We start from the raw sequence: 17,543 nt of genomic DNA, 5'->3' as shown, positions 1-17,543 counted from the left end.
CGGATCGCGTGATGGACGTTAGCGCCTTGTATAATAGAGGTATTCGGGGCCATTGGTTATGCTTGGAGAGAAGGGTGACGCCGACGGCGCGCCTGTTTCATGCTGCTGACGGACGTCCCCGATGATACCTCTACTGGACCTGATGGCCCTGGCCTGGTTTTTGATCTGCTGGCTGGGATACAGCGAGTATTCCCGGCGCAAGGCCCACGACCGTCCGTGTCTGTCCAACACGTTGGACCTCTACCGGGAAGACTGGATGCGCGCCATGCTCAAGCGCAGCAACCGGATTGCCGACGCTTCGGTGGTCGGGAACCTGGAGCGCAACGGGGCCTTTTTCGCGTCCAGTTGCCTGCTGATCCTGGCGGGTTTGTTGACGGCGTTGGGCTACACCCAGGAAGTGATGGAGGTGTTCAGCACGCTGCCGTTTGCCAGCAGCGGTAACCGGTCGGTCTGGGAAATCCGGCTGTTCATGCTGATGCTGGTATTCGTCTACGCCTTTTTCAAGTTCACCTGGTCCATGCGGATGTACAATTTCGCGGCGGTGCTGGTGGGCGGCGCACCGTTGAGTGACGACAAACAGGTATCCCCGGCCTCCCGCGAGGCCTTTGCCCAAAGCTCGGCACGGGTCTGTAGTCTGGCGGGCGATGCATTTAACCTTGGGCTACGTTCCTATTATTATGCGCTCGCCGTGGTGACCTGGTTTGTACACCCAGCGTGTTTCATCATCGCGTCCACGTTGGTGGTGGTTATCCTGTACCGTCGGGAATTCCGCTCCGATGCGCTGGACACGTTGCGGTCGGGCAAAGTGTTCGACGACCCCGTATCCAAGAAAGGCGACGATCAGTAGGGCGGTCCTGCAAGCGCCATCGTTGCCACTGAGGTAGTAACTGGCATGAACGATTCAATCCGATTTGACCGGGTCAACCGGTTTATCCATACCCTGGAGCAGGTCAAGGCGCTGGGGATTGATGTGGCGGAGGCGCGCGAGAACCACCTGGTGCTGCGCCTGCCCTACAGCGAGAAAATCATTGGCAATCCCGAGTCGCGGATTATCCACGGTGGCGCCATCACCACGCTGATGGACACCACCTCCGGTTCCGTCATCATCTGTGCCCTGGACGACTTCGAGCTCTGTCCGACGCTGGACCTTCGGGTCGATTACATGCGTCCGGCCGAGCCGGACGAGGCGGTTTTGGCGCGAGCCGAGACCTACCGCGTCACCCGCAACATCATTTTCACCCGTTGTGAGGCCTATCAGGAAAGCCATGGCCAGACCATCGCCAATTGTGTGGCCACGTTCATGCGAATCGGCCGGGAAGCCACGCCGAAAGCCTATCGCGAATTGATCACCGGAGGTGCGGTATGACCAGCGCCGAGACCCTGCGCTACACCCAGGACACCGGAGATTTTTCGCGACTGCTGGCGGACATTCCCTATGCCGGCACCATCGGTTTGCAGTGCGATCGCTTTGGCGACGACCTGATCTTCCGGCTGCCGCGCAAACAGGACAACCTGGGTAACCCCATCCTGCCGGCCATCCATGGCGGGGTGATTGGTGGATTCATGGAGCTGTCCGCCGCCATCTATCTGATGATGTCCCAGGAATCCCTGCGCATGCCGCGCATCGTCGATTTCTCGCTGGACTATCTGCGCGCCGGTCTTGATCGCGAAACCTACGCCGAGTGCCGTTTGACGCGCCAGGGCAACCGCGTGGCCAACGTGATGATCACCGCCTGGCAGAAGTCCCGCAGCCAGCCGATCGCCACGGCCCGGGCCCATTTCCTGATGGAAGACTGACGCCTGTCGGTCATTTTCTGCCGGGCGATCAGGCAAGCTGACCGCCCGGAACGTTCCCGCTCAGCATTCCTCCTTGCCCAAAACGCTTGAAATGGAAGCAAGCGCCCCAATCTTCTTTGCCAGATCAAAAGTGGTTAGTCGGAATATCGGCTAATACAGCAACAAGACTGGTACCAAGCAAGGAGAACCATTCCCCATGACGGTCGAAACGCAGAAAGAAACTCTGGGCTTCCAGACCGAGGTGAAGCAGCTGCTCCACCTGATGATCCATTCGCTGTATTCCAACAAGGAAATCTTCCTGCGGGAACTTGTGTCCAACGCCTCGGACGCTGAAGACAAGCTGCGCTTCGCGGCCCTGAAGGACGACAGTCTGTTTGAGGACGATCCCGATCTGAAGATTCGTCTGGACTACGACAAGGACGCGAATACCGTCACGCTGACCGATAACGGCATCGGCATGAGCCGTGACGACGTGATCGAAAACCTGGGGACCATTGCCCGGTCCGGTACCGCTGAGTTTCTGAGCCAGCTCACCGGTGATGAAAAGAAGGACAGCAAACTGATCGGTCAGTTTGGCGTGGGTTTCTACTCCGCCTTTATCGTGGCCGATCGGGTCGAGGTCTTTACCCGTCGTGCCGGCCAGTCGGCGGAAGAGGGCGTTCACTGGGAATCCACCGGCGATGGCGAATTCACCATCGAAAGCGTCGACCGCCCCGCACGCGGCACCCAGATCGTGCTGCATCTGAAGCCGGAAGCCAGCGAGTTTGCCGATGGCTACCGCCTGCGCAACCTGATCAAGAAATATTCCGATCACATTTCGTTCCCGGTCGTCATGAAGGCGGAGAGCAGCGAAGAAGACGACAAGGATGCCGAGCCGAAGGACGAGACCGTCAACGAGGCGACCGCGCTCTGGACGCTGCCCCGGACCGAGATCTCTGACGAGGAATACAAGGGCTTCTACAAGCACATCGCCCACGACTTCGAGGACCCGCTGACCTGGTCCCACAACAAGGTCGAGGGCAAGCTGGATTACACCAGTCTGCTGTACATCCCCAAGCGCGCGCCGTTTGACCTGTACAACCGGGACGCGCCGCGCGGCATCAAGCTGTATGTCCAGCGTGTTTTCATCATGGATCACGCCGAGCAGTTCCTGCCGCTGTATCTGCGTTTCGTAAAGGGCGTGGTGGACTCCAACGACCTTTCCCTGAACGTCTCCCGCGAGATCCTGCAGAACGACAGCACCGTGGAGAACATCAAGTCGGCCCTGACCAAGCGTGTTCTGGATATGCTCGGCAAGCTGGCGAAGAAAGAGCCGGAAAACTACCAGGGTTTCTGGGACGAATTTGGTACGGTCCTGAAGGAAGGTCCGGCCGAGGACTTCAGCAACCGTGAGAAAGTGGCGGGCCTGCTGCGTTTCGCGTCCACCCATTCCGGTGAGCCGACCGAGAACGTCTCCCTGGCCGATTACATCGAGCGGATGAAGGACGGTCAGAAGAAGATCTACTACATCACGGCTGACAGCTTCACCGCCGCCAAGAGCAGCCCGCACCTGGAAGTCTTCCGCAAGAAGGGCATCGAGGTGCTGATCCTCTCCGATCGCATCGACGAATGGATGATGGGCTATCTCACCGAATTCGACGGCAAGCAGCTGCAGGACGTGGCTCGCGGCGAGCTGGACCTGGGTGAGGAAGAGACCGAGGAAGACAAGAAGCATCAGGAGGAGGCGACCGAAGCCCATAAAGGGCTGTTGGAGCGCATCAAGACGGCGCTGGATGATCGTGTCCAGGAAGTCCGCGTCACCAACCGTCTGACCGACTCGCCGGCGTGTCTCGTTGTGGGCGACTACGACATGGGCGCACAGATGAAGAAGATTATGGAAGCGGCCGGCCAGAAAGTGCCGGACAGCAAGCCGATCTTCGAGATCAACGTGGACCATCCGCTGGTGGCGCGCCTGGAGCAGGAGGGCTCGGATGAGCGCTTCGGCGATCTGGCTGCGGTTCTGTTCGATCAGGCCACGCTGGCCAGTGGCGAGCAGATCAAGGATCCCGGCTCCTATGTCAGCCGGCTCAACCGACTGTTGTTGGAAATGAGCAACGCCTGATGCAGTCGATTGTGGTGGACCTGGCCATCGGCCCTGAAGAGTGGATAAAGCTCTATCAGGGCGTGGCCCATGATGTCCGCACAGTGGCCCGGGACGGACGCAGCGTCCGTTTCCCGGCCCGCATTCTTTCCCGCTTTGCCCTCCGTGACGGTGTTCACGGGACCTTCCGGATCAATTTCGATAGTGAAGGGCGCTTCAAGGATATTGCTCGCCTTTAGTCTTTCCCTTCTTTCCATAGCTATTCGCTTTTAAATGCCTAGTCATAATTGATTGTGACTTTTCTCTTCGCAGGCCTAGATTTTTGCTGTGACACACGCAAAAGGAGAGAGGCATGGCATTGTCGAAGCGGAGTCGGGCGTTTCTTGAATGGATGGATTACTACGTGAACTATGCGCTTTCCCAGTAGAGGCCTGGCTGGGTCGATGTTCAAATCCAGGACTGGGAGCTCCTGGCAGGGAATCGAATGAACCGCCTTACCTACGCTGTATTGGACGGCCGTCCATGGCCGGCTAATACGACCGGGACGCCCTTGTTCCTCCTTCGGCAAGGCGGTTCATTCGATTCCGGGTCATCACGAGTTTTCGCGACCCACTAAAGAACGATGAGCTGGCCGCTGCTGACGTCGTCCGAATTGCGGGTTGTTCTTATCCGGTCCACCAATACCTTTCTTTCGCACCGCAACTCTCTACAATGGCGCCCAAAGACTCTTTGGATTTCCTGATGCGCCTGTTTCTCGCCCCGATGGAAGGGCTGGTTGATTGTTACATTCGTGAACTGCTGACGTCGGTTGGCGGCATCGATCGTTGTGTCACCGAGTTTATCCGGGTGACGCGTGGGACGCTGCCGGAGCGGGTCTATTACCGCTTTGCGCCGGAGCTGAAGCAGGGCGCCAAAACGCAGGCTGGCGTGCCGGTTGCGGTGCAGTTGTTGGGCTCCGATGTGCGACAGGTGGCGATTCATGCGGCGAAAGCCGCGGAATTGGGGGCGCCCCAGGTGGATCTGAACTTTGGCTGCCCCGCCAAGACGGTCAATAAGCACCGTGGTGGGTCAGTGTTGATGCGCGAGCCGGAGCTGATGCACGACCTGGTGGCGGCGGTTCGGGAAGCCGTCCCTGCAGCGATTCCGGTCACCGCCAAGATGCGGCTCGGCTATGACGACCGTTCCATGGGCGTAGCCTGCGGACAGGCTCTGGAAGCCGCTGGCGCCAGTGAGATCTGCATCCACGCCCGCAGCAAGGTGGACGGCTATCGGCCGCCGGCCTACTGGGAGGAGATCGCACGGGTTCGCGAACGGGTCCGTACGCCGATCATAGCCAATGGGGATGTCTGGTCCGTCGAGGATTACTGGCGTTGCCGCGAGGTGTCCGGCTGCGACGACGTGATGATTGGCCGTGGCCTGGTGGCGCGTCCCGATCTGGCCCGTCAGATCAAGGCCAGTCAGGTCGGTGAACCCTGTGAGGATTTGCCCTGGGCGGGTGTCGTCGAACTCCTGGTCGACTATTCACGCACCTTGCATACCTTCCTGGAAGGCCGTTATGTGACCGGCCGCATCAAGCAGTGGCTGAACTACACGCGCCGTCAGTACGTCGAAGCCGAGGCCTGTTGGCACAAGGTCAAGCGAGTCAGTGAGCCTGAAGAGGTTTGCCGGTTGTTGAAGGACAGTGCTGAGGCGGGATCGGAATGGCGGGTGAGCGCCTGAGGTTCCATTGAAAGACTGGCTGCGATGGCAATGCGCCACCGCAGCCAACCGAATCAGGCCTGGCGGCCTGTGGCTTTCAGTACGAAAGGCAGGGCGTCCGCAGCCGGGATGTCCTGGCGATCCGCATCGCTGCGGCCCTTGTATTCCAGGGTGCCGGCTTGCAGGCCACGATCGGAAATCACCACCCGGTGGGGAATGCCCACCAGTTCCATATCCGCGAATTTCACGCCCGGGCGCTCGTTGCGGTCGTCCAGCAGCACGTCCAGGCCGGCCTGGCGCAGCTGGTCGTACAGCTTTTCTGCCGCTTCCAAGACTGCCGGTGACTTGTGCGCGTTCAGCGTGACGACGGCCACTTCAAACGGCGCGATGGCCATCGGCCAGATGATGCCCTTGTCGTCGTGATTCTGCTCAATCGCTGCTGCGACGATCCGCGATACGCCAATGCCGTAGCACCCCATTTCCAGGATGGCGGACTTGCCGTTCTCGTCCAGCACCGTAGCGTTCATGGCCTGGCTGTACTTGTTGCCCAGCTTGAAGATGTGGCCCACTTCGATGCCGCGCTTGATTTCCAGGTGGCCGTCGCCGGTCGGGCTCGGGTCGCCCTCGACGATGTTGCGGATGTCCTCGACGCGGCCCAGCGGGACGTCTCGCTCCCAGTTCACGCCGGTCAGGTGGACGTCGTCCTTGTTGGCACCGCAGACAAAGTCCGCCAGGTGGGCGGCGCTGCGGTCCACGATCAGCGGGAGGGTCAGGTTGACCGGCCCGATGGAACCGATGCCACAGCCCACGGTGGCTTTGATCTCGTCCTCTGAGGCAAAGGTCAGCGGCTCGGCCACATCCGGCAGATTCTCCGCCTTGATTTCATTAAGCTCGTGATCGCCGCGCAGGATCAGGGCCACCAGGTTCGGGTTGCCGTCCTCATCCTCTGTGCCTTTTACGATCAGGGTCTTGATCGTGCGGTTGGCATCGATGCTGAGGAAGTTGGCGAGGTCGGCAATCGTGTGCTGATCGGGGGTATCCACCTCGGCCATGGTTTCGCCGGGAGCGGGACGCTCGCCAGTCGGGGCGACGGCTTCGGCTTTTTCAATGTTGGCGGCGTACTGGCCGCCGGTGCTGAAGGCGATGTCGTCTTCACCGGACGCAGCCAGCACGTGGAATTCGTGTGAGGAGCTGCCGCCGATCGCGCCGGAGTCCGCTTCGACCGCGCGGTAGTCCAGGCCCAGGCGGTCAAAGATGTTGCAGTAGGTCCGGTGCATCACCTGGTAGGTCTCGTCCAGACCGGCCTGGTTCAGGTCGAAGGAATAGGCGTCCTTCATGATGAACTCACGGGCGCGCATCACGCCGAAACGCGGGCGGCGTTCGTCGCGGAATTTGGTCTGGATCTGATAGAAGTTGGCCGGCAGGTCCTTGTAGCTCTTGAGCTCGTTACGGACCATGTCGGTGATGACTTCTTCGTGGGTCGGGCCAAAGCAGAAGTCACGGCCGTGACGGTCGTTCAGGCGCAGCAATTCGCCACCGTACTGCTGCCAACGACCCGATTCCTGCCAGAGCTCCGCCGGTTGGACGGCTGGCATCAGGACTTCCTGGGCGCCGCTTCTGTCCATTTCCTCGCGAACGATCCGCTCCACCTTACGCAGGACCCGCAGGCCCATGGGCAGCCAGGTGTAGAGCCCGGCCGCCAGTTTGCGGATCATGCCGGCACGAAGCATGAGCTGGTGACTGATGACTTCCGCGTCAGCGGGGGTTTCTTTCAGTGTGGCAATCAGATAACGGCTTGCGCGCATCTCGGGAGTCCGTGCTTCTGTTGTGGTTGATGGGGGCGGGTCAGTCGGCTCGCGCATCGTTCGTGCGGACAATGAACCGCCGGCCCGGTAAAGTATTCCTTTGATTCAATCAGCCCGCTATTGTACGGAGCCATTGTGGTCACGTACAGGTAGTGCGGGCGGCCCGGCCGTATTCCAATAAAAGGACAGGAGCAGTCTATGACCCTCAGTGCCAGCGAAGTGGAGGTGTTGATCCGCGAAGGCGTCCCGATGGCGGGGGATATCGGCTTCCGCGTCGATGAAGTGCGCAACGGATTTGCGCGGACCCGCGTTCCCTTTGCCGAGAATTTCGTGCGGCCGGGCGGGACGTTATCCGGTCCTGTGCAGATGGCGCTGGCCGATGCCACCATGTACGCCGCCATCCTGGCCTCTTTGGGCAAGGTGGAAATGGCGGTAACGAGTAACCTGAACATCAATTTCCTGCAGAAGCCCGCCCCCGCCGACCTGGTGGCTGAGGCTGTTGTCCTGCGGATGGGGCGCCGCCTGGCGTTCTGCGAAGTCCGCCTGCTGTCCGGCGAGGAAGAACGACTGGTTGCCCATGTGACCGGCAGTTACGCGCTGCCGGCCTGAGGCCCATTGCGGCCCTGGCCGGCGCGTAGCTACCGGCGGACCACGAGGTAAGCCGGAAAACATGATCGATACAAACAGCGTGTCCCCGCGTCGCCGACCTTTGCAGGCCCGCAGCCGGGAACGCGTGGAAACCATTCTCAAACACGCCACCCTGACCATCCACGATAGTGGCGTCGACGGCACCAGCATGTCGGCGATTGCCCGCAGTGCCGGTATGTCGCTGGCGTCTCTCTACCGGTATTTCCCGAACAAATCCGCGATCGTGAAAGCCATCGCCGAGCGGCATGTGGAGCGACTGGAGCGGTTGCTCCGCGAACGTCTGGCCAGTTGCGGGCCGGAGACCGTGGTCGAGACCCTGCTGGATGTCTACTACCTGTTTTATCGCGACGAACCGGCCTACAAGGCGATCTGGTCCGGCGTTGAGGCCATGCCGGAATTGCAGGAACTCGATCTGCAGGAGTTGCACGCCAATGCCTCCGATCTCGAGGCCTACCTGGCCGCCAACTGCCCGCAACTGCCGGACTCACGACGCTGGGCGGCCAGCGTGATGCTGCCGAGGGCTTGTGGCAGTCTACTCCGGCTGGCGGTGACGGTGCCCGAGCCGGACGCCGAAAAGCTGCTGGGTGAACTGAAGCGCATGGTGCGGGCGTATCTGGATGAGCTAATGATGACTGACCGTGGATAAGGACGTGTGATGGTGTGGATGCCCCGTTTGATTCGACCCTCCCTGTTGGGCCTTTTTAACCTGCTGATACTGGCCGGCTGTACCGGGGTTCCGGAAAAGGTGACGCCGGTTTCGGGCTTTGAGCCCGACCGATACCTGGGCACCTGGTATGAAATCGCCCGACTGCCCCATCCGTTTGAGGAGGGCTTGAGCTATGTCCAGGCGACCTACACCCGGAACGACGACGGCTCGATTGCCGTGCTCAACGAGGGCTTCAATGCGGAAAGTGGCGAGTGGGAAAAGGCTGAGGGCGTGGCAAAATTTGTGGAGACGCCTGATATCGGCCACCTCAAGGTATCGTTTTTCGGCCCGTTCTACGCGAGCTATGTGGTGATGGCGCTGGATAAGGACGACTACCAGTATTCCCTGGTGACCGGGCCGGACAAGGATTACCTCTGGATTCTTTCCCGCAGCCCCGAACTGGATGGCCGGGTGCGTGACCGTCTGGTGGAGCAGGCCCGGGAGGCCGGCTATCCCGTGAAGGATCTGATCTGGGTCAACCAGTCCGGCCAGCCGCCGCTCCCGCGGCCGGAATAGTCGGCTACAGGTAACCCAGGGGCAGGGCGGTGCTGTCGATCACCCGGCGCAGCACGAAGCTGGAGTGCACGCCGCTGACCCCCTGGATCCGCGTAATCTTGTTCAGCAGGAACTCATGGTAGTGGTCCATATCCGGCACCACGACCTTGATCATGTAGTCGGCGTCCTGCCCGGTGATCAGGTAGCACTCCTGGACTTCCGGGTATTCTCCTACCTGCCGCTCGAACGCCTCGAACCGCTCCGGGGTGTGCCGGTCCATGCCGATCAGGATGATGGCTGTCAGTGCCAGGCCCAGCTTCTTGTGATCCAGGATCGTCACCCGGCGGACAATGATGCCGGCATCCTCCAGGGCCTTTACCCGCCGGGAGCAAGGCGAGGGCGACAACCCCACCCGTTCGGACAGCTCCTGGTTGCTCAGCTCACCATGGCGTTGCAATTCCTCAAGGATTTTTCGGTCAATACGATCGAGCTTTACGAGTTTTTCGTTATTCACGGCAGGTTTCGCTATTAATTATCAAAATATTGGCGGAATCTTTCAATCATGGCTGAGATGAGCGAAAATTAGCAAGCACATTGCGCTTTATTTTTCTTATCCTGTTCACGTTGTCTGCGTTCCCGACCGCTTACCGGCCGTCACCCGGAAGCAGGCAGCCGGCATCAATCCGATGCCCGTCCCGGCCAAAAGCCAACGGACACAGGAAAGGATGCCCGTCAGCCTGATGCAGGCGGGCCACATCATTCTCGTTATTACTTGAACTCAGCAAGGAATCGTCATGGGATTCGATCATCGCAAATACGTTGCCTTCCAGCCGGTCCAAAAGACCGATCGCCGCTGGCCCGACCAGGTTATCCAACACGCGCCCACCTGGTGTGCCGTTGACCTGCGGGACGGTAACCAGGCGCTAGTGAAACCGATGACCGTTGCACAGAAGCAGCGCCTGTTCGACTTGCTGGTCAAGCTTGGATTCAAGGAAATCGAGATCGGCTTTCCGGCCGCGAGCCAGCCGGATTTCGATTTCTGCCGCAAACTGATTGAAGAGGACCGGGTGCCGGACGACGTGCGTATCCAGGTTCTCACCCAGGCCCGCCCGGAGCTGATCGCCCGGACCTATGAGGCGCTTGAAGGCGCCAGGAACGCGATCGTCCACGTTTACAACTCCACCTCGACCGTGCAGCGGGAGAAGGTGTTCCGGATGGATCGCGAGGGCATCAAGGAAATTGCCGTCAACGGCGCACGTATCGTGAAGTCGTACGCGGAGAAGCAGCCGGGCACCAACTGGACGTTCCAGTATTCGCCGGAAAGCTTCACCGGCACGGAGCTGGATTTTGCCGCCGAAGTGATCGATGCGGTCAACGAGGTCTGGCGTCCCGATCAGGGCCAGCCGGTCATCATCAACCTGCCGGCCACCGTGGAAATGGCGACGCCGAACGTGTTCGCCGACCAGATCGAGTGGATCTGCGACAAGGTGAAATACCGCGAGCATTTCCAGATCAGCGTCCACACCCATAACGACCGGGGTTGTGCGGTTGCGGCGGCGGAACTGGCCGTCATGGCCGGCGCCGATCGCGTCGAGGGCACGCTGATGGGCAACGGCGAGCGCACGGGCAACATGGACTTGGTCACCATGGCCATGAACCTGTACTCGCAGGGCATCGACCCGACGCTCGATTTGTCCGGCATGGCCGAGATCACCGATGTGGTGGAAGCCTGCACCGAGATTCCGACGCATCCGCGTCATCCGTACGCGGGTGAGCTGGTGTTCACCGCCTTCTCCGGCAGCCACCAGGACGCGATCCGCAAGTGCCTGTCCACCTACAAGGAAGGCGACAAGTGGGAGATTGCCTACCTGCCGATCGACCCGCGTGACCTGGGTCGTCGCTACGAGGAAGTGGTGCGCATCAACAGCCAGTCCGGCAAGGGCGGCGTGGCCTACGTGCTGGAGCGCGACTACAACATCGCCATGCCGCGCTGGTTGCAGATCGAGTTCAGTAAGGTGGTGCAGCAGGCTGCCGAAACGGAAGGCGGGGAAGTGGATTCCGACACCATCCACCGCCTGTTCGAGGAAAAATACCTCGCGGTTCGCCCCGATTGGCGTCTGCGGACCTACGACCTGCATCGCACCGATGAGGGCGTCACCGCCACCGTTGAATTTGGTGAACAGCGTCTTTCCGGAGAAGGCCTGGGCGCTGTGGAAGCGGTCGCCGCGGCGGTTGAACAACGGTTCGACGTGAGTCTCGCGGTGGAAGCCTACGAGGAATTCGCGCTGGGTGAAGGTACCAATGCCAACGCCATGGCCTGCATCCGCATCCAGGTGAACGGCGAGCCGCACAGCTCAGCGGCGCTGGCTGAAGACACCACGTCGGCAACCCTTCAGGCGCTGCTGTCAGCCGTGGCCCATCATGTGGAGGCGAGCCAGACCTCAACCTCGGGCACCGCTACGGCGTAACGACTGCAGGTCAGGAACGAAAAAAGCCGACACTGAGTGTCGGCTTTTTTGTTGGCGGGCCATGCCACGGAGGTGGCCTGCCGGCTTTCAAGCGATCAGAGCGGAGTCACGTTTTCCGCCTGCGGTCCTTTCGGGCCCTGAGTCACGGTGAACTGAACCTGTTGTCCTTCGGCCAGAGTGCGGAAGCCGTTTGCATTGATAGCGCTGTAGTGGACGAATACGTCACTGCCGCCTTCCTGAGCGATAAAGCCAAAGCCCTTAGCTTCGTTGAACCACTTGACGTGGCCCGTTTTCGTATCTGACATGAATCTATCCTGTCTATTCCTGAGGGTAAGCCCTTAACGGGAGGCTTCTCCGGGGAGAAAGCCGGAATGCTGAGAACTACAGAGAGTACCGAGGAAGGGACCAACGCAAAGCGACTCAAGCCGACCGTGGTAACGCATTCACTGAATACCGCTGTCTTTCCACAGCAAAAATTAGTATAGACCGTCTTCTGGACCCGTCAAAGAAAATCTTTGGCACTGGAAACAGGAAGTTGGAGAACATTGAGAGGCTGGAATCGGTCGCTGGAATGCGCCAATTTGGAGCGCTGGATGATCAGGCAATAACCAGTCGGCACCTCATTCAGCGCCGACCGGTTGTTCAGGGACTGTACAGCCTCAGGATCGAAAGCGGCTCTCGATGTCTTCGAGGATCGTCGGGTCGTCGATCGTCGACGGGACCTTGTATTCCTCGCCGTCCGCAATATTGCGCAACACCCGGCGCAGAATCTTGCCGGAGCGGGTCTTGGGCAGTCGATCCACGATCATGGCGCGACGGAAGCAGGCCACGGCGCCGATGCGTTCGCGCACCATGTCGACCAGTTCATCCTCCAGCTCGTCGTGTTCGATGGTGGCGCCATCCTTGAGCAACACCAGCCCGATGGGCAGTTGCCCCTTGAGCTCGTCGTGCACGCCGATGACGCAGCATTCGGCAACCGCCGGGTGAGAGGCCACGACTTCTTCCATCTCGCCGGTCGACAGCCGGTGTCCGGCCACATTTATAACATCATCGGTACGGCCCATGATAAAGACGTAGCCATCCTCGTCGATGTAGCCGCCGTCGCCGGTGGTGTAATAGCCGGGCAGGGGAGCCAGGTAGGTGTTGATGAAGCGTGACGAATCCCCCCAGATGCCGCTCAGGCAACCCGGAGGCAGCGGCAGGCGGATGGCGACCTGCCCCTGGTCGCCCGGTCGCACGGGTTGGCCGGCAAAGTCGAGGATCTGCACGTCGTAACCCGGTGAGGGCACCGTGGCCGAACCCGGTTTGGGCGGCATGGCCTCCAGTCCCACCGGGTTGCAGCAAATCGCCCAGCCGGTCTCGGTTTGCCACCAGTGGTCCAGGATCGGCAGGCCGGTCTTTTCCCGCAGCCATTCATACGTGGGCGGATCGAGCCGTTCCCCGGCCAGCAGAATGCGGCGCAGCGATGAGATATCGTATTTCGCCAGGTGGTCGGCTTCGGGGTCTTCCTTGCGCACCGCCCGGAAGGCGGTCGGCGCGGTGAACACGACATTGACACCGTGATCGGCACAGACCCGCCAGAACGCGCCGGCATCCGGCGTTTTGACCGGCTTGCCCTCATACAGGATGGTGGTGCAGCCCGTGATCAGCGGGGCGTAGACAATATAGCTGTGCCCGACGACCCAGCCCACGTCGGACGCGGCCCAGAACACATCGCCGGGTTCCGCGCCATACACCAGCGACATGCTGTAGCGCATGGCCACGGCATGGCCGCCGTTATCCCGCACCACGCCCTTGGGTTTGCCGGTGGTGCCGGAGGTGTACAACACATAGAGTGGATCGGTCGCCTTGACCGGCACCGGAGCGGCCGGCTGGGCATTGGCTTCCAGTTCAGCCCAATCGAAATCCCGACCTTCGATCATGCGGGCGTCCGCCTGGGGGCGCGCGTAGACGATGCAGCCCTCCGGCTTGTGTTCGGCCTGGTCGATGGCAGCATCCACCAGCGGCTTATAGGGAATGACTTTCTGCAGTTCGATGCCGCAGGAGGCCGTGAGAATCAATTTGGGTGTGGCGTCATCGATACGCACCGCCAGTTCGCGGGCGGCGAATCCCCCAAAGACAACGGAGTGAACGGCACCGAGGCGCGCGCAGGCGAGCATCGCGATCACGGCTTCCGGGATCATCGGCATGTAGATGATGACCCGGTCTCCCTTGGCCACCCCTCGCTCGGCCAGGGCGCCGGCGAAGCGGGCGACACGCTGCGTCAGCTCACTGTAGGTAAAAGACTGCTGCTGGCCGGTGACCGGGGAGTCGTAGATCAATGCCTTCTGGTCACCCCGGCCATTGCGGACATGCGCGTCGAGGGCAAGATCGCACGTGTTGAGCTCACCGTCCTCATACCAGGTGTAGGTGTACTCGTCGTGGCGTGTGAGGATCTTTTCGGGAGGCTTGAGCCACTCGATCAGCGCCGCTTTCTCTCTCCAGAAGTCATCGGGTGCATCGATTGATTTCCGGAATTCGTCGCGGTAACCCATGGAACCACCTCGCGTTGTTATCGGCATTGTGAAGGAGGATTTACCTTCACTTTAGGTGGTTAAATCTTGGTCGCTACTAGACGATTGGCTAAGGTTTCGCCCGGCCGTCGGAAAAGCGTCCGGGCGTCGGAGTCAGCTGTTTTCCGGAGGCTCGTCCTCCGGATAGACCGCCGTGACCAGGGCCTCCACATGGCCCTGGCCGAGACGGGCGGTAATGCTGTCGCCGGCGTAGAGATCGGACGCCCGGCGCACCACCGGTTTTTCGGCTGTGCCGACGATCGCGTAACCCCGGTCAAGCGTGGCCAGCGGGCTGACCAGTTGCAGGGCCTGACCGGCGTGGGCCAGGCGTTCCCGCTGCTCGCCCAGCCGCCACTGCAGGGCACGCTGAAGACGTTCACCTAACTGGGATGTGCGTTCCAGGCGTTCATTGAGCAGGCGTTGCGGGCTCTGGGCCGACAGGCGCTGCTGGTTCTGTTGCAGCTGCTGCTCGACGCGGGACAGGCGCTGACGCATGGTCGACAGCAGCCGGATCTCCTGTTCGTCCAGGCGTTGCTGGTAGGCCTGTAGCTCCCGGCGCGGATCCCGCAGGCGCTGTCCCAGGTGTCCCAACTGCTGGCTCATGTTGCGCAGGATGCGACGGATCACGCTGTCCAGGCGATGCAGTTGCTGGTCCAGGGTGCGTAACCAGGCGGTTTGATCCGGGGCCAGGTGTTCGGCGGCGGCGGACGGGGTGGGCGCGCGGAAATCGGCGACGAAATCGGCGATGCTGAAATCCACCTCGTGGCCGACGGCGCTGACGGTCGGCAGGCTGCACTCGGCAATGGCGCGGGCGACTTTTTCTTCATTGAACGGCCAGAGGTCTTCCAGGGAGCCACCGCCGCGACCAATGATCAGTACATCGGCGACGCCATGCCGCTCGGCCTTTCGGATGGCGTCCACGATCTCGTCGGCCGCGCCGGCGCCCTGGACGGACGTCGGGTAGAGGGTGACCGGAATGCCCGGACAGCGCCGTTTCAGCACCGTCAGAATGTCATGGACGGCGGCCCCGGTCGGTGACGTCACGATACCGATATGCCGTGGCACGGTGGGCAACGGCTTCTTGCGCTCCGTTTCGAACAGCCCTTCCGCCTGCAGCTTCTTTTTCAGGGCTTCGAAGGCCTGCTGAAGGGCGCCGAGCCCGGCCGGCTCCAGACTTTCGACGATGATCTGGTAGTCCCCGCGGGCTTCGTAAAGCGTCACTTTGCCGCGAATCAGGATCTGATCGCCTTCCTTCGGCGTCTTGCTGACCCGCTGGTTGTTGCCCCGGAACATGGCGCAGCGGATCTGGCTCTTGGCGTCTTTCAGCGTGAAATACCAGTGGCCGGACGAGGGGCGCGAAAACGAAGACAGTTCGCCTTCAACCCAGACCTGGAGAAAGGAAACTTCCAGTAAATGGCGCACCTGATGGTTGAGTTCACTGACCGAAAGCGCGCGCGGCCGGGACGTGTTGGCTGTTATATCCATAATTTGTAGGGGTTTTCCGAAGATCGGAACATTTAAAAAAGGCGAAATTTCAAAAAGATAAACAAATACGGGGCATGAATTCAGGTTTACTGTCCATTCACACCCTCATATAATAGATCGATTAAAGGGAGCGATGATAAACGCGCTTCGGCAACTCCTCCAGCGTCGCCTCGTGAGAAGAGCTGCTGAAGCGTTTGTTTTATCTGATATCCCTGATTTCTGCCGGTCCTGGCGCGCTGTATGGATTGCAAGAGTTTCCAGTGCCGGGGTTGTCAGGGGCAGGCCTCCCGGAAATTTAGCACGTTAAATTAAGGCGGGTCCCATGCTGCGTATTGCCGAAGAAGCCCTCACGTTTGATGACGTCCTCCTCGTTCCTGGTTATTCCGAAGTCCTGCCCAAGGATGTCAGCCTCGAAACGCAGCTGACGAAGGGCATATCCCTGAACATCCCCCTCGTGTCTGCCGCCATGGATACCGTCACCGGTTCCGAGCTGGCCATCGCCATGGCCCAGGAAGGCGGTATCGGCATCATTCACAAGAACATGACCGTTGAGCAGCAGGCCGCTGCGGTTCGCAAGGTCAAGAAATACGAAAGCGGTGTCGTGAAAGATCCGATCACCGTGACGCCGGAGACCACCGTTCGCGAACTGCTCGATATCACCGCGGCCAACAACATTTCCGGTCTGCCGGTGGTGGATGGCCGTGACCTGGTGGGCATCGTAACCGGTCGCGACATTCGCTTCGAGAGCCGCCTGGATACCCGCGTCTCTGACATCATGACGCCGAAGGAAAAACTGGTCACCGCGCCGGAAGGCGCCAGCCTGGACGAAGTGAAGAACCTGCTGCACCGCAACCGCATCGAAAAGGTGCTGGTGGTCAACGATGAGTTCCAGCTCAAGGGGCTGATCACGGTCAAGGACATCCAGAAGGCCAAGGATTACCCCCTGGCGTGCAAGGATGATCAGGGCCGCCTGCGTGTTGGTGCTGCCGTCGGCACCGGTGGCGACACCGAAGCCCGCATCGCCGCCCTCGCAGAAGCCGGCGTTGATGTGATCGTGATCGACACCGCCCATGGCCATTCCCGCGGCGTGATCGAACGGGTGCGTTGGACCAAACAGAACTACCCGGACGTCCAGGTGATTGGCGGCAACATCGCCACCGCCGACGCCGCTATTGCCCTGGCAGACGCCGGCGCGGACGCGGTCAAGGTCGGTATCGGCCCCGGTTCCATCTGTACCACGCGTATCGTCGCCGGTATCGGTGTTCCGCAGATTACGGCAGTGTCCAATGTTGCCGCTGCCCTGAAAGAGCGCGGTGTTCCGCTCATCGCCGACGGCGGTGTTCGCTTCTCCGGCGACCTCGCCAAGGCCCTCGCGGCCGGCGCCTACAGCGTCATGGTCGGCAGCCTGCTGGCCGGTACCGACGAAGCGCCGGGCGAAGTCGAACTGTTCCAGGGCCGCAGCTACAAGGCCTATCGCGGTATGGGCTCCCTGGGTGCCATGGGGCAGGGCTCCAGCGACCGTTACTTCCAGGACGCCAGCGAAGGCGTCGAGAAGCTGGTACCGGAAGGTATCGAAGGTCGCGTGGCCTGCAAGGGTCCGATGCGTGCCATCGTCCATCAGCTGATGGGCGGCGTTCGCGCCTCCATGGGCTACACCGGCTGCGCCAACATGGACGACATGCGGACGAAGCCTGAATTCTCCCGCATCACCAACGCCGGTATGCGCGAGAGCCACGTTCACGACGTGACCATCACCAAGGAAGCGCCGAACTACCGCGTGGGCTGATCGACCGCGCTTTCGGGTGTTTT

The 17,543-nt window shown here is 60.8% G+C and carries 16 protein-coding genes; 11 read left to right on the top strand and 5 right to left on the bottom strand.

Features of this window, described 5'->3' with window-relative positions; all coding sequences use genetic code 11:
- Window positions 1-121: 121 nt before the first annotated feature.
- The 6 genes from JL474_RS05370 (at window position 122) to JL474_RS05345 (ending at window position 5,596) form a co-directional block, all read left to right on the top strand.
- Complete coding sequence (locus JL474_RS05370; protein ID WP_203141187.1) at window positions 122-847, top strand: DUF599 domain-containing protein; 726 nt, start codon at window positions 122-124, stop codon at window positions 845-847.
- Window positions 848-892: 45 nt separating this feature from the next.
- Entirely contained in the window at window positions 893-1,366 is a 474-nt protein-coding gene (locus tag JL474_RS05365) for a PaaI family thioesterase (protein WP_123634862.1), read from the top strand.
- Window positions 1,363-1,797: a PaaI family thioesterase gene (locus tag JL474_RS05360; RefSeq protein WP_203141186.1), complete on the top strand. Its 435-nt coding sequence runs from the start codon at window positions 1,363-1,365 to the stop codon at window positions 1,795-1,797. Before JL474_RS05365 ends, JL474_RS05360 begins: the two co-directional genes overlap by 4 nt.
- 196 nt (window positions 1,798-1,993) lie before the next feature.
- Window positions 1,994-3,898 (top strand): molecular chaperone HtpG, encoded by a 1,905-nt coding sequence (htpG, locus tag JL474_RS05355; protein WP_123634864.1) that lies wholly within the window; start codon window positions 1,994-1,996, stop codon window positions 3,896-3,898.
- Window positions 3,898-4,116 carry a DUF2835 domain-containing protein gene (locus JL474_RS05350; RefSeq protein ID WP_203141185.1) on the top strand — a complete coding sequence of 73 codons (219 nt, stop codon included), beginning with the start codon at window positions 3,898-3,900 and terminating at the stop codon, window positions 4,114-4,116. Before htpG ends, JL474_RS05350 begins: the two co-directional genes overlap by 1 nt.
- Window positions 4,117-4,618: 502 nt before the next feature.
- A complete protein-coding gene (locus JL474_RS05345) occupies window positions 4,619-5,596 on the top strand; it encodes a tRNA dihydrouridine synthase (protein ID WP_203141184.1) in 978 nt (325 codons plus the stop codon).
- A 53-nt stretch (window positions 5,597-5,649) separates the two neighbouring features.
- On the opposite strand, the gene JL474_RS05340 is transcribed toward JL474_RS05345, so the two are convergent.
- Entirely contained in the window at window positions 5,650-7,380 is a 1,731-nt protein-coding gene (locus tag JL474_RS05340; protein WP_203141183.1) for a proline--tRNA ligase, read from the bottom strand.
- Between the two features lie 198 nt (window positions 7,381-7,578).
- Between JL474_RS05340 and JL474_RS05335 the strand changes: the two genes are divergently transcribed.
- From JL474_RS05335 to JL474_RS05325, 3 genes are all read left to right on the top strand, one after another.
- Window positions 7,579-7,989 carry a PaaI family thioesterase gene (locus tag JL474_RS05335; protein ID WP_123634867.1) on the top strand — a complete coding sequence of 137 codons (411 nt, stop codon included), beginning with the start codon at window positions 7,579-7,581 and terminating at the stop codon, window positions 7,987-7,989.
- A 61-nt stretch (window positions 7,990-8,050) separates the two neighbouring features.
- On the top strand, window positions 8,051-8,674 hold the full coding sequence (locus JL474_RS05330) for a TetR/AcrR family transcriptional regulator (RefSeq protein WP_203141182.1): 624 nt from the start codon (window positions 8,051-8,053) through the stop codon (window positions 8,672-8,674).
- A gap of 27 nt (window positions 8,675-8,701) precedes the next feature.
- Entirely contained in the window at window positions 8,702-9,250 is a 549-nt protein-coding gene (locus tag JL474_RS05325; RefSeq protein ID WP_407944035.1) for a lipocalin family protein, read from the top strand.
- Window positions 9,251-9,254: 4 nt separating this feature from the next.
- Here the strand turns inward: JL474_RS05325 and JL474_RS05320 are convergent, their stop codons facing one another.
- Window positions 9,255-9,743 carry an Lrp/AsnC family transcriptional regulator gene (locus JL474_RS05320; RefSeq protein WP_203141180.1) on the bottom strand — a complete coding sequence of 163 codons (489 nt, stop codon included), beginning with the start codon at window positions 9,741-9,743 and terminating at the stop codon, window positions 9,255-9,257.
- A gap of 280 nt (window positions 9,744-10,023) precedes the next feature.
- On the opposite strand from JL474_RS05320, the gene leuA reads away from it, so the two are divergent.
- A complete protein-coding gene (leuA, locus tag JL474_RS05315; protein WP_203141179.1) occupies window positions 10,024-11,697 on the top strand; it encodes a 2-isopropylmalate synthase in 1,674 nt (557 codons plus the stop codon).
- 95 nt (window positions 11,698-11,792) lie between these two features.
- Here the strand turns inward: leuA and JL474_RS05310 are convergent, their stop codons facing one another.
- The 3 genes from JL474_RS05310 to xseA form a co-directional block, all read right to left on the bottom strand.
- Window positions 11,793-12,002, bottom strand: a complete 210-nt coding sequence (locus JL474_RS05310) for a cold-shock protein (RefSeq protein WP_123634872.1) — start codon at window positions 12,000-12,002, stop codon at window positions 11,793-11,795.
- Window positions 12,003-12,356: 354 nt separating this feature from the next.
- On the bottom strand, window positions 12,357-14,231 hold the full coding sequence (locus tag JL474_RS05305) for a propionyl-CoA synthetase (protein WP_123634873.1): 1,875 nt from the start codon (window positions 14,229-14,231) through the stop codon (window positions 12,357-12,359).
- A gap of 132 nt (window positions 14,232-14,363) precedes the next feature.
- On the bottom strand, window positions 14,364-15,734 hold the full coding sequence (xseA, locus tag JL474_RS05300; RefSeq protein WP_203141178.1) for an exodeoxyribonuclease VII large subunit: 1,371 nt from the start codon (window positions 15,732-15,734) through the stop codon (window positions 14,364-14,366).
- Window positions 15,735-16,056: 322 nt separating this feature from the next.
- Here xseA and guaB point away from each other — a divergent pair, with 322 nt between their 5' ends.
- Complete coding sequence (guaB, locus tag JL474_RS05295; protein ID WP_203141177.1) at window positions 16,057-17,520, top strand: IMP dehydrogenase; 1,464 nt, start codon at window positions 16,057-16,059, stop codon at window positions 17,518-17,520.
- The last annotated feature ends 23 nt before the right edge of the window (window positions 17,521-17,543 follow it).

It is taken from the genome of Marinobacter mangrovi, from assembly GCF_016798325.1.
Taxonomy (GTDB): domain Bacteria; phylum Pseudomonadota; class Gammaproteobacteria; order Pseudomonadales; family Oleiphilaceae; genus Marinobacter_A; species Marinobacter_A mangrovi.
Note: the sequence above shows the minus strand (reverse complement) of the source record. Positions and strands in the feature narration are given on the sequence as shown.